Raw genomic sequence first — 12,055 nt, forward strand, 5'->3', positions numbered from 1 at the left:
TCCGCGCGGCGAGATCGTCCTGCGGCGGGGCGGGCGCCGCGCCCGGGGGCACCGAACCCGCGACGGCGTCGCTCAGACCGCCGGCATCGAGAGTGGCCAGGTCGATCGGTGAGACCAGCCGACCCGTGAGCACGGCCGCAGCGACCTCGGGATCGACCACCGCGGCGTTCACGGTCTTCTCCACGGACTCCGCCATCGCCGCGCTCAGCGGCGTCCCCGCTTCGGCGGCGAGCTCGCCGGCGCGCCGCGCCAGGGCGGCGACCAGCTGGCGCCGTTGCTTTCCGAGACGCGCGAGCTCGGTGGCATCCAGGTCGTCCTGCGCCTCCTGCAGAGCCCTCGACAGCTCGACCGCTTCGCCCAGCCGACCGTCACGGACGAGCAGGTTGACCGCCCACGCGGCCACCGTCGGCTTGCGCAGCTTCGCGATGCGGCGACCCGCGGTCCCTGACGCGGCGGCCGCCCGTTCCGCGCGTGCGGCCGTGAAGCGGGCGGGCGGGAGGGCGAGCAGGTCCGCGGCCGCTTCGTCGACGAGCGCGTCGTCGTCGCCTCGCGATGCGCCGGTCATGGCTCCATTCTGACCGTCGGGTCAGATCGAGACCACCCCGGGCCGCGGCCCGCGGATCTCGCGGTGGAGGCGCTCCATTCGGGTGTCGAGCTCGGCAGCGGTGTCGGCGGCATCCTTCAGCTGATCCAGTAGATCGGCCGGAACGAGGCGGTCGTACTTGTAGTAGATCTTGTGCTCCAGGCTCGCCCAGAAGTCCATGGCGATGGTGCGGAACTGCACCTCGACCGGCACCTGGACCCTTCCCGTCGACAGGAAGACGGGCACCTCGACGATGACGTGGAGGCTCTTGTAGCCGTTGGCCTTGGGATGGGCGATGTAGTCCTTGACGTCACGGACGGTGATGTCGTCTTGCTGGGTGAGCAGATCGGACAGCCGATAGGCGTCGTCGATGAAACTGCACGTGACCCGGATGCCGGCGATGTCGGTGATCGCCGCGCGGATGGAGCCGAAGTCGGTGTCGATGCCCTTGCGTTGCACTTTGTCCACGAGGCTGTCGGGCGTCTTCACCCGGCTCGAGACGTGCTCGATCGGGTTGTAGTCGTGCATCTCCTGGAACTCTTCCCGGAGGATCGCGATCTTCGTGTCGACCTCGGCGAGCCCGAACCGATACTCCATGAGGAATCTCTGGAACTCGTCACGCATGGCGCGCAGAGCGGCGCTCGAGACGGTGATCTGCTGATCGTCCAGCGAATCGGCCATGCGTCCGACCGTATCGAGGGCAGATACGAGCGTCCTGTGAGCGTCACGCGCGCGGCGGCCCGGGCTCCCGCGGCACGAGCTCGCCGTCGACCACGTCGATTCCCACCAGCCCGTCGAAGACGTCGGGGAGGTCGGCGGAGTCGGCGGGGCCTTCGCCGGGTTCCATCGGAGACGGGGGGTATCGGTCGTTCACGGCGCTGTCCTTCCGTGGAGCCCTTCTACGGTGGCAGCACCCCACGCTCCGACCGGGTGGCTTGACACTCTCGGACGCACGGCGTACTCGCGGTGAGGCTGCGCGGTTAGTGTGGAGCCATGGGGACGATCATTTACGGAAGCTCGACGACCGTTCACATCGAGGATCGCGCGCTGGCGCACCTCAAGGTCGTCATCTCGACGAAGCTCCGCCGCGGTGAGAGCTTCACCCTGTCGTGGCGTCACCCCGACGAGGAGCCGCGCGGCCGGAGCACCCTGTGGCTCCACCCGGCGATCCCGCTGCGGTTCGTCTTCGACGACGCCGAACCGACGAAGCTGAGCCGGGAGTGGATCGAGCGTCTCTCGGAGTCGGCGAACTCGTCGGGAGGAATCATGCTGGTCGCCGAAGACATCGCCCCCTCGCGCGACACGAAGAGCGACAGCGCGACCCGCTGAGGTCAGCCCTCGTCAGAGACGCTGTCTTCGGACGGCTCGGGCGTGATCGCCAGGCCGTTGGGTCCGGATGCCGCGAGCATGAGGTCTTCGACCCACACGCGGTTGATGCGCGGCGGGCGGCTGCCGTAGAAGTGGAACTGGATCGGCACCGAGGGGTGCATCCAGAAGCTGCGGCGACCGCTGCCGTCTCCCACCTCGACGTCGAACATGAACGACTCGGAGCGGCGCAGCTTGTTCATCACGACGATGCGCAGGTGAGCCAGCGTGCGGTCATCGATGTCGACGGCGTTGGCGACGGTGTCGTAGATGAATCTGCCCATGGGGTCGAGCCTATCCGAGGAACGCACAAGTCATCCCGACGACGCGTGCCACGTCGGTCGAGGGGAAATCAACCCCGCGGAGAGCGCGAGCCGATCTCGCTAACGTGCCTGGGGTGGGAACGCTCTACTACGGCGACGTCGCGACGCCGATCGAAATGGAAGACCGCGCGCTGGCGCATATCAAGGTCGTCATCGCCACGAAGCTCCGCCGGGGGGAGAGCTTCACCCTCTCGTGGACGCACGGTCCCGGCCAGGAGGTCGGGCGCAGCACCGTGTGGTTGCACCCGTCCATTCCTCTTCGTTTCGTCTTCGACGAGCCCGAACCGGCGCTACTGAGCCGCGCGTGGGTGGAGGAGCTCGCGAACTCGGCCAATTCTTCGGGGGGCCTGCTCATCGTCCCCGAGCCGGGAACCGAGAACCCGAAGCCCTGACCCCCGAGACCTAGACGGTGGTCTCGGCGTCCTCGGGCGATGTCTCGTGCGAGGCGGGAGCGGGATCGACCTGGTCGACCGCGTCCTGCAGCCGGCCCAGACACGCGATCACGACGTCGCACTCCTCGGGCGTCATCTCGGCCACAGCCGCCATCATGCGACTGTGCATGGAGCCGAGGGTCGCGCGCACCTCATGGTCGCTGGCCGCGGTCGCGACGATTCGGACGCTCCGCCGGTCGGTCGGGTGCGGCACACGCGTGACGTGGCCGGACCTCTCGAGGCGGTCGATGATCGCCGTGGTCGAGGCGGTCGACACCCCCAGGTACCGTGTCAGCTCGGCCGGTGTCACATGGCGATCCTGACCCGCTGCGCGCAGGAGGTAACGGAGCACGAGAAGGTCGTTCTCGCCCATCGACATCGCCTCACGCGTGCGGCGGCGCATGGCGACCTCGGCGGCGCGGTAGACGCGGAAGGCCTGCAGGACCTCGACGGCCCGGTGCCGACGCTCCTCTTCGCTCGCGCCGTACCAGTAGCGCGACGACGATGAGGCGTTCTCCACCTCGGCATCCTATGTCAGGGCGCGTTGTCCAGGCCCCTGCCGTTGCGCGAGGGGGACGAGTACCATGAAAAATACATCGGCTGACGAGTTGATAGGACATCGAGACACTCGACCGACAAGGAATCCGCGGGAGGTGACATGCGGCACACGGCCACGGCAGACGACGTGGTGAAGGCCCTCAGCGACCTCACCGATTCCAGCGCGATCTCGGAACGGGCGGCGCTGCAGTCCCTGGGCATCGGCCCGAACGACGCGAAAGTACTCCGCTTCCTCCTCGAGCGCAGCGAAGACGACGATCCTGTCACCCCGCGCCTGCTGACCGAGATGCTCGGGATCTCGTCCGCGGCGACGACCACCCTCATCGATCGCCTCGCGGAAGCGGGCTGGGTCGAGCGAGAGCCCTACCCCGGCGACCGGCGTTCGATCGTGGTGCGCGCGACCGTCGATCCCGAGTCTCCCGCCCGACGGATCCTCTCGGTCCGGCGGGCTTCGGTCGCCGAGGCCGCGTCGAAGCTCGGCGCGGCTGAACGACGCGTGGTGGCCGACTTCCTCGACGACATCGCGCGCGTCGAGAAGCAGCACGTGGAGGGCATCGCCGCGGCCGACACCGCGTCCCGCTCGCACTGATCTTCTTCAGCACGAACGGGACGCGTCGCACTCAGGAGGAGTCGCGACCGGTCGCCGACTGCAGGCGGTCGATCTGCTCGGACGCCTCTGCCTTCGTCAGGTCGGCGGGGATCTCTTCCCCCGCTTCGCGCGCGAGCGTGTCGAGGTAGCTGCGCTGCGGCGCGGTCATCGGCTCGTCGCCGGTGACCCAGTCGGACGGATCCTTCTCAGCGGGGTTGTCGCCACCGTCGCGGACGGCGCCGAGGGTCTCTTCTTCACGGGAGGTATCGCTCATGCGCCCGAGGCTAGGCGGAGCGTCCGACACCGACTCCGGGATTGACAGCGCGCCCCGTCCGGTACGGCATCCTGGATCGATGACGAACGACCCGCCTCCCGCCGACGTCCAGGTCGAGACGTACCGGCGCGGGCGCGCACGGACGCGGGTGACGCGCGTGTCGACCGGGGCGAAGACGGGCCGGGACTTCGTGCTCGTCGCGGGCATCGGCGTGGCGTCGACCTACTTCGAGTTCCTCGCGCCGTTGCTGGCGACCGAGGGCGAGGTCTACGCGCTCGACCTGCCCGGTTTCGCGGGGGTCCCGGCATCCGGTGAACAGCCGACGGCCGCCTTCTTCGCTGACCAGGTCGAGGGGGTGCTCGACCACTACGGCCTGCGCGACCCCGTACTCATCGGCCACTCGATGGGGACCCAGGTGGTCACCGAGGTGCTCACGCGACGCGAGCTCTCGCACGCGGTCCTCGTGAGCCCGGTCGTCGACGAGGGCGAAGCGCGGGCAGGCGTGCAGGCCGTGCGTTTCGCACAGTCGACCCTGCGCGAGTCGCTGCACATCGCGCTGCTGGCGGTGTCGGCGTACCTGCTGTGCGGGTTCCTCTACTTCTTCGAGACGCTGCCGTACATGCTGCGGTACCGGATCTCCGACCGCATCGTCGACGCGCGGTCCCACCTCCTGCTCATCAGGGGCGAGTTCGACCGCCCCTCACCGCGCCGGCTGCACTCCCGTCTGGTGGAGCGCGCGCGTTCCGCTCGCCGATGGGAGATCGAGGGAGCCGCCCACTGCGTCGTCAACAGCCATGCGGTGGGCGTGGCCCGACTCACGATGGAGCACGTGCGCGACGAGCTCGCCCGGAAGGGTCGGATGCCGGCGGCCGAGGCCGCTGTGCCGCCGGCGCAGCACGCCGATGTCCGCATGGTGCTGGGGGCCGCGGCGAGCCGCCTGGCGGAATGGATCAGCGCCGCACGCCGAGACGAGACAGGCGTCGAGCGCGCCAAGGCGCGGCACGCGCGCGTACTGTGGGAGGCGTACCGGGCGCGGCGCTGAGGTACCGCTCGTCCGGCGAGACGGCAACCCCCGAGACCGACCGGCGCACGGCCCGGAGCATGGAGGGGTGTCCATCCGCCCCTCGATGTACAGCTCGTTCGACCCGAGACAGTGGTGGCGCGACGCGATGACCCCTGACCGCCTCGTGCTCGCGGCCAAGACCGCCGCGGCGGCCGCGCTCGCCTGGTACCTCGCGCCGTACGTTCCCTTCGCGCAGAGCGAGTACTCGTACTACGCCCCGCTCGGCGTCCTCGTCAGCATGTACCCCACCGTCGCGCGCTCGGCGTCGAGCGGTGTGCAGGCCGTGGTCGGACTGGCGCTCGGCATCGGCCTGGGTCTCGCGAGCCTCGCGGTGGTGGGCGCGGGCCTTCCCCGCATCGCCGCGGTCGCGATCGTCATCTTGCTCGGCGTACTGCTGGCCGGGGTGCGCGCGCTCGGCGTCGGGCGCGACTGGGTGGCGATCGCCGCCCTCTTCGTCCTGCTGCTCGGCGGCGCCGATCCCGACGGGTACTCGTCGTCGTACCTGATGACGATGGCGTTCGGCGTGCTGGTCGGGGTGATGGTGAACCTCCTCGTCGTCCCGCCCCTACGGGTCAAGCGGGCCGATGACCGCCTGGCCCGGCTCCGCGACGACCTGGGAGAGGCGCTCCGCAGGATCGCGGACGCGCTGGCGGGGCACGCCTTCGATCAGGATGCCGCCGACACCGCGACCGCCGGACTCACGGGGACGCTCGCCGACGTCCGAGAAGAGGTCGAGCTCGCCGACGAGAGCCGGCGCTACAACCCGCGCGGGCGTCGCCTGCGCGCGCCCCGGGATCTCAACCGCCGGCGTCTGGACGCCCTCACCGGAACGGCCGACGCGACGCGCGAGCTGTCGGCATCCCTCTCTCGTCTGACCCAGGGGCCCGATGTCGACACCCGCATCCCCGACGACGCGCGTCGAACTCTCGCCCGCGCGATCGAGGCCGCGTCGCACCTGGTGACCACTCCCCCGGATCCCGAGGCGACCGCGGGGCAGCTGCGCGAGGCCGAGCACGCGCTCACCGCGTACACCGACCGTCTGCGAGAGCTCACCGCACACGACGAGCCTCTCGATGCCTGGGAGGCGGCGGTGAGCCTTCGGCGTGTGATCGCCGCGTGCGGACCACTCTCGGATCCGGACGCCGACACCGCGACCCGCTGAGTTCGCGCGTCGGGCCGGGTCTCACGCGACCGCGAGGTCCCTGAGCCTGTCGAAGGGACCGGCAGCTTCGACAAGCTCAGCCGCCTCGCCCCGTATCCCGGCGCCTCCCGCGAGACCGTCAGTACCCCGTCGAGAGCACGCGGTCGAGCATGTCGACGAAGTAGTCGGCCGACTCCCGAGTCACGCACAGCGGCGGCTTGATCTTCAGCACGTTCTGGTGATCGCCGGTGGGCTGCATGATCACGCCGAGCTCGAGGAGGCGATCGCAGATCGCGGCCGTCTCCTCCGTCGCCGGCGTGAGGGTGCCGCGGTCGCGCACGAACTCCAGGCCCAGGTACAACCCCGACCCGTGGACGGTGCCGACGATCGGATGCCGATCCCCCAGCGCGGCGAGCCGTGCCTTGAGGTGTGCACCGACGACCCGCGCGTTCTCCTGCAGCTGCTCCTCGTCGATGATGTCGAGCACGGTCTGACCGACGACGGATGACAGCGGCGAACCGCCCGTGGAAGAGAAGAAGTATCCCTGCGTCCGGTAGCGGTCGGCGACCTCACGACGGGTGATGACCGCGCCGAGCGGGAAGCCGGCGCCGATGGACTTCGCAACGGCGACGATGTCGGGAACGACCCCCTGCTGCTCGAAACCCCAGAACCACGAGCCGAGGCGGCCGAAGCCGACCTGCACCTCGTCGGCCACGGCCAGCCCGCCGAGCTCGCGTACCGTGGCGTACACCTCTCTCAGGTAGCCGTCCGGCAGGGCGACGCCTCCCGCGTTGCCGTAGAACGTCTCGCTCAAGAAGGCGGCGGGCGGGTGTCCCTCGGCGGCGAGCGCGCGCAACCGCGCGGCCGCCTCGGGCGCGTAGGCAGCGGCATCCGCTCCCCGATGACGACCGCGGTACGAGTTCGCGGCATCGACGGTGTGCACCCACTCGGGACGGGTCTCGAGTGCGTTGGGGTTGTCGGCGATCGAGGTCGAGACCGCATCGCTCGCGTACGTCCAGCCGTGGTAGGCCTCGGCCATCGCCACGACGTCGCGGCGCTCGGTCGCCGCCATCGCGAGGCGGATGGCCAGGTCGACCGCCTCCGAGCCGGAGTTGACGAAGAACACCGTGTCGAGCTCGTCGGGAAGCCGGGATGCCAAGCTCTCGGCGTAGCGCGTGATCGCGGCGTAGTGGAAGCGCGAGTTCGTGTTCAGCAGACGCGTCTGGCGCGAGACGGCTGCGGCGATGCGGGGGTGCGCGTGGCCGACCGAGGCGACGTTGTTGACCATGTCGAGATAGACGCGGCCGTCGACGTCGACGAGGAACTCGCGCCATCCGCGCTCGATGCGCGGCGGCCGGGCGTAGTAGTGCTCCTGGACCTCGGCGACGACGGCCTCGCGGCGGTCGAGGAGGTCGTCCTCGACGGGCGCGGCCGGTACCTCGACCCCGAGCGCGAGGGTGGCGTCGCCGACGACAGCGCGCCACCCGGGCAGATCGGCGGCGCGGATCGTCTCGGGGACCTCGTCCGGGTCGAGCGCGGTGAGCAGCACGTCGATACGCCGGCGGGCGGGCACCTCGGCGCTCACCTCCGTGTCGCCGTGACGGATGCTCAGTCCCGCCGGGACATCGACTGTCGTCGGCCGGGCGAACCACACCGCAGCCGCGGTCGGCACCGTCGAGGGCGCGTGCGGCGTGCGGGACGGCGCGCCGAGCAGCACCGGGCGCAGAGCCGGGAGCACCACGACCTCCGCGCCCTCGTCGAGCAGACGCTGCGCCGCGCGCTCGACGGCGTCGTCGCCGAGCCACGCCCCCTCGTCCGCGAGCGGCGACAAGGTCCCGGCATCCAGGATCACCGCCCGCCCCGGCTCGCTCAGGAGCGGCGCGCCGGCCCACTCGGGGCCGTCGACGGCGGGACGCCCGAGCGCGTGACGGATCTGCGCGGTCGCCACCTCGATCGGGACGGCGGTCGCGCGCCGCAGGATCGAGAACTCCCGATCCAGCGCGCCGCTGGCGTAGTCGTTCGCCTCGTCGAGGCGCACCTGCTGGCGTCCGCTGAGGACGAGCACGACCCCGCGCAGCACGACGAGCGGCCAGAGGGCGGTGATCTCATCGTCCGAGAGCGGCCGCCGGCGGTCGAACGCCGCGATGGCCGGCAGAGTGGTGCGATACGACGCGCCGGCGTGGTGCAGCACCGACGAGACCGTCACGGCGATCTCGCCCACCGCCCACGAATCGATGACGTCTCCGAAGTCGATGACGGCATCGGGAAGGGTCTGGATGCCGTGCGGCCGGAGCACATTGTCGTCGGTCACGTCGTAGTGCCCGAGCTGGCGCGGCAGCGCCTCGGCGACCGGCGCGAGCGCGGCGAGCGCGCGGGCGGTCGCCTCCGCGGTGAACGCGCGCACCTCGGCGTCCGGCTCGGTCTCGGCGATCTCGGCGATCGCCCGCTCGGCGTGCCGCAGGTCCCACTGGAGGACGCGGCCCGAGGCCGGGTGCGTCTCGTTCGCGAGCGCCACGCTCACCGCGGCGGACAGGTCGCCGAGCCGTTCGACGACGCGCGGCGAGAGGTAGGCCGAGCCGGTCAGCGTCTTCCCCGACACGAACGAGATGACCCGCGCGTGCAGCCGCCCCTGCGAGGTCTCCCACCACCCCGACATGGCGCCCCGCGGTCCCGTGACGATCTCGGGGATGCGCAGAGTGGGCTCCGCTCGCGCGACGACGGCGGCCGCGGCATCCTGCATCTCGATCTCGGATTCGCTGAAGACGGGGTTGCTGATCTTCAGCACGCCGAGTGGGTCGCCCCCTCCAGCGGGGGTGACGAGGAAGTTCTGGTCCTGCTGGCTGCCGAGCGAGCGGAGCTCCGTGTCGATGCCGTAGACCTCGCGCAGCAGGGATCGAGCCTCGTCGAGGGGAAGGGTCGGCGTCGGCAGCTCACCGTGGGCGAAGTAGTCGAACGAGGCGTCGGTCACGGCGGGCTCCATGAGGCTCGAATCGGGCGGGTCGGTGGCGCGGCAGCTCGGGCGTTCGCGAGGCAGGCAAGCGACGAGCGCGCGGTCTCCGAGGGTGCTGGAATGAAACATACAGCGTATGTTTTCGGGCCGCCAGACCGCCGGCGGGCGACTGATCATCACGCCGCGAACGACATCGCAGGTGAATCACGCCGAACCTCGGGGCGGCGCCTCCGACACGGGCGGCGCTCGCCGCCTCGCGGGCGACCGTCCCACCCGCCGGGGCAGGGCCACCGACCCCATCGCCAGAACCCCACCGCGCGATAGAGATGGGACCTCTCGCACTCTCCGAACCCGAACAGGAGCCGTCGTGTCCACCCAGAATCCCGCGCCGTCACGCCGCCGTCGTCTCGCCCTTCCCGTCCTCCTCGCCGGGGGGCTCGGATCCCTGATCCTGGCCCTCAGTCTCTCGCCCACCATCTCCGCGTTCACGGCGCAGATCAAGAACACCGTCGACACGGCCGGCACCGGCACCGTCATCATGCAGGAGAGCAACGCCGACGGCTCGATCACCTGCAACAGCACGGACGGCGGATCCGTGTCCTCGAACACCGCGACCTGCGCGACCATCAACAAGTACGGCGGCAGCGTGACGATGGTGCCCGGCCAGACCGTGTCGACCGACATCAAGATCAAGAACACCGGCAGCGCCGCCGCCACGGGATTCACCCTCACGCCGGGAACCTGTACGCAGACGAACAACGGAACGCCCAACGGCACCGCGACCAACCTCTGCTCCACCATGACGCTCGTCGTGACCTCGGGTTCGACGACGCTCTACTCGGGAACCCTCCAGGGGTTCGCGTCGTCCGTGAACGTGCTCACCGCCCTCGGCACGACATCGGTTCCGTCCGGCTCGACCGTGCCCTTCACGTTCGCGGTGACACTCCCGTCGACGGCGGGGAACACGTACGCCGGTCTCCAGGTGTCGCAGCCGCTCACCTGGGACTTCAGCAGCTGACGTCGCCCTCGTGATCCCGCACCCCGCGGCGACCGCCGTCCGAGGGAGCGCGCGCCCGGCGATCATCGTCGCGGTCGCACTCGTCCTGCTCTCGGTCGCGGTCGCCGCGGCGTTCGCCATCGCCGGCATCCGCCTGTTCGCGGTCCAGACCCCGAGCATGGGCGAGACCGCGCCGGTGGGCTCGCTCATCGTCAGCCGCGCCGAGCCGAACTATGCCGTCGGCGACATCGTCACCTTCTCAACCGGCGACCGCACCGTGACGCACCGCATCGTCGGCGACTCCGACGGGTCGTTCACCACGCAGGGCGACCTCAACGGGGCGCCGGACGGGAGCCCCGTCGCAGCCGATCAGGTGATTGGTCGCGCCGTGGCGATCCTGCCCGGCGTCGGATTCCTGCTCCAGGTCGCCCCCTGGCTTCTGTTGGGCGTCGCTCTGACCGAAGCGCTCGTGTGGCTCAGCCTGCGGCAGCCGGGGTGGATCTGGAGCGCCCGCCTCACGGGATGGTCGCTGACCGTCACGATCGTCGCCCTGTGGCTTCGGCCGTGGTTCAACGTTCAGATGCTCGACTTCCGCCCGGGCGACGACGGCACCAGCGCGCTTCTTCACGTCGTCAACACCGGGCTGTTCCCGCTCCTCGCGGGCGGCACGCGCCTGTTGAGCGGCCAGGACGCGGTCGTCTCCACCACCGAACGTCTCCCCAACGGTGCCTACGTGCTCACCCCGCAGCCCGATCTCGACCTCCCCCTCCGGCTCCTCGTCATCGCGCTGTGCCTGCTTCCGCTCGGGGCGGCGCTGCTCATCCGCGACGACGATGCCGTCGCGCTGCCCGACGGACGTCGCCCCCGACCCGACCGCCGCGGCGGACGGATCGTCGTTCCGCTCGTGATCATCACGGTGCTCGCGGTCGCCGCGCTCACGACGTTCTCCTCGACCGGAGCGAGCTTCACCGCCCGCATCGCGAACACGAAAGACACCGCGGGGACGAACCCGTTCTTCAGCTGTCGCGACGCCGCACTCTCCGTCGGCACTTCCGCGACCAAGGGCGCGTACGCCCTCACCCCCACGAACAATCCCGCCAAGACCGAGAACGACCTCTCCGGCGCCGCCTCCCGGCGCGCGACGTACGCGGTCTCCCCCGCCCTCTCGACGAGCGTCGGGTGCCTCCACGACTCCCCCGCCTCCTCGGTGAGCTTCAACGGCACGTCCCAGTGCCTTTACGTTCCGGGATCGGTGACCAACCCGAACACCTTTACGATCGAGGCCTGGTTCCGCGCTCCGTCGACCGGACGGGGGAAGATCATCGGCTTCGGCGACGCGAACCAGTCCGCCGCCGACGGTCACTACGACCGACACGTCTACCTCGACCAGACCGGTCGCATCGTGTTCGGCGTGTACCCGGGGAGTGTGCGGACGATCTCGACCCCGGCCGGGCGTTCGTACGCCGACGGGACGTGGCACGCGGTGGTGGCATCCCTCTCGAGTGCGGGGATGGCCCTGTACGTCGACGGGAGCCTCGTCGCCACGAACACGTCGATCACCACGGGCGAGAACTACTCGGGGTACTGGAAGATCGGCTGCGGCAACCTCACCGCGTGGGCCAACGGAACCTCGAACGGCACGATCGACTGGTACGGCCCGTCCTTCTTCACGGGCGAGATCCAGTTCGCGGCGATCTACACGCGCGCTCTCTCGGCCGACGAGGTGCGCTCGCACTACGCCGCCGGGCGTTGACGCACACCTCGTGCGAGACAAGGCCGCG

The 12,055-nt window shown here is 70.3% G+C and carries 14 protein-coding genes; 7 read left to right on the top strand and 7 right to left on the bottom strand.

Annotation, left to right across the window (positions count from 1 at the left end; translation table 11 throughout):
* From P2P98_RS16940 to P2P98_RS16950, 3 genes are all read right to left on the bottom strand, one after another.
* On the bottom strand, positions 1–565 hold a 565-nt coding region (locus P2P98_RS16940), incomplete at its 3' end, for a transposase (protein ID WP_275801431.1).
* Positions 566–586: 21 nt separating this feature from the next.
* On the bottom strand, positions 587–1,264 hold the full coding sequence (locus tag P2P98_RS16945; RefSeq protein ID WP_275801433.1) for a GTP pyrophosphokinase family protein: 678 nt from the start codon (positions 1,262–1,264) through the stop codon (positions 587–589).
* Positions 1,265–1,307: 43 nt separating this feature from the next.
* Positions 1,308–1,457 carry a hypothetical protein gene (locus P2P98_RS16950; protein WP_275801434.1) on the bottom strand — a complete coding sequence of 50 codons (150 nt, stop codon included), beginning with the start codon at positions 1,455–1,457 and terminating at the stop codon, positions 1,308–1,310.
* Positions 1,458–1,576: 119 nt separating this feature from the next.
* Between P2P98_RS16950 and P2P98_RS16955 the strand changes: the two genes are divergently transcribed.
* Complete coding sequence (locus P2P98_RS16955) at positions 1,577–1,912, top strand: hypothetical protein (RefSeq protein ID WP_275801435.1); 336 nt, start codon at positions 1,577–1,579, stop codon at positions 1,910–1,912.
* 2 nt (positions 1,913–1,914) lie between these two features.
* On the opposite strand, the gene P2P98_RS16960 is transcribed toward P2P98_RS16955, so the two are convergent.
* On the bottom strand, positions 1,915–2,232 hold the full coding sequence (locus P2P98_RS16960) for an ATP-dependent DNA ligase (RefSeq protein WP_275801436.1): 318 nt from the start codon (positions 2,230–2,232) through the stop codon (positions 1,915–1,917).
* Between the two features lie 113 nt (positions 2,233–2,345).
* On the opposite strand from P2P98_RS16960, the gene P2P98_RS16965 reads away from it, so the two are divergent.
* Positions 2,346–2,663 carry a hypothetical protein gene (locus P2P98_RS16965; RefSeq protein WP_275801437.1) on the top strand — a complete coding sequence of 106 codons (318 nt, stop codon included), beginning with the start codon at positions 2,346–2,348 and terminating at the stop codon, positions 2,661–2,663.
* 10 nt (positions 2,664–2,673) lie between these two features.
* Here P2P98_RS16965 and P2P98_RS16970 read toward each other — a convergent pair whose 3' ends face one another.
* Positions 2,674–3,222: a MarR family transcriptional regulator gene (locus tag P2P98_RS16970; protein ID WP_275801438.1), complete on the bottom strand. Its 549-nt coding sequence runs from the start codon at positions 3,220–3,222 to the stop codon at positions 2,674–2,676.
* Positions 3,223–3,360: 138 nt separating this feature from the next.
* On the opposite strand from P2P98_RS16970, the gene P2P98_RS16975 reads away from it, so the two are divergent.
* Positions 3,361–3,849 (top strand): MarR family transcriptional regulator, encoded by a 489-nt coding sequence (locus P2P98_RS16975; protein ID WP_275801439.1) that lies wholly within the window; start codon positions 3,361–3,363, stop codon positions 3,847–3,849.
* 31 nt (positions 3,850–3,880) lie between these two features.
* Here the strand turns inward: P2P98_RS16975 and P2P98_RS16980 are convergent, their stop codons facing one another.
* Positions 3,881–4,123, bottom strand: a complete 243-nt coding sequence (locus P2P98_RS16980) for a DUF3072 domain-containing protein (RefSeq protein WP_275801440.1) — start codon at positions 4,121–4,123, stop codon at positions 3,881–3,883.
* A 79-nt stretch (positions 4,124–4,202) separates the two neighbouring features.
* Between P2P98_RS16980 and P2P98_RS16985 the strand changes: the two genes are divergently transcribed.
* Positions 4,203–5,165: an alpha/beta fold hydrolase gene (locus P2P98_RS16985; RefSeq protein ID WP_275801441.1), complete on the top strand. Its 963-nt coding sequence runs from the start codon at positions 4,203–4,205 to the stop codon at positions 5,163–5,165.
* Positions 5,166–5,232: 67 nt separating this feature from the next.
* Entirely contained in the window at positions 5,233–6,348 is a 1,116-nt protein-coding gene (locus P2P98_RS16990; protein ID WP_275801442.1) for an FUSC family protein, read from the top strand.
* Positions 6,349–6,466: 118 nt separating this feature from the next.
* On the opposite strand, the gene P2P98_RS16995 is transcribed toward P2P98_RS16990, so the two are convergent.
* The gene (locus P2P98_RS16995) at positions 6,467–9,295 is read right to left on the bottom strand and encodes an aminotransferase class III-fold pyridoxal phosphate-dependent enzyme (protein ID WP_275801443.1); all 2,829 of its coding nucleotides are present in this window, start codon (positions 9,293–9,295) and stop codon (positions 6,467–6,469) included.
* A 349-nt stretch (positions 9,296–9,644) separates the two neighbouring features.
* On the opposite strand from P2P98_RS16995, the gene P2P98_RS17000 reads away from it, so the two are divergent.
* A complete protein-coding gene (locus P2P98_RS17000; protein ID WP_275801444.1) occupies positions 9,645–10,295 on the top strand; it encodes a hypothetical protein in 651 nt (216 codons plus the stop codon).
* A gap of 10 nt (positions 10,296–10,305) precedes the next feature.
* Positions 10,306–12,027, top strand: a complete 1,722-nt coding sequence (locus P2P98_RS17005; protein ID WP_275801446.1) for a signal peptidase I — start codon at positions 10,306–10,308, stop codon at positions 12,025–12,027.
* The last annotated feature ends 28 nt before the right edge of the window (positions 12,028–12,055 follow it).

Source organism: Microbacterium sp. Kw_RZR3 (assembly GCF_029222405.1).
GTDB lineage: Bacteria > Actinomycetota > Actinomycetes > Actinomycetales > Microbacteriaceae > Microbacterium.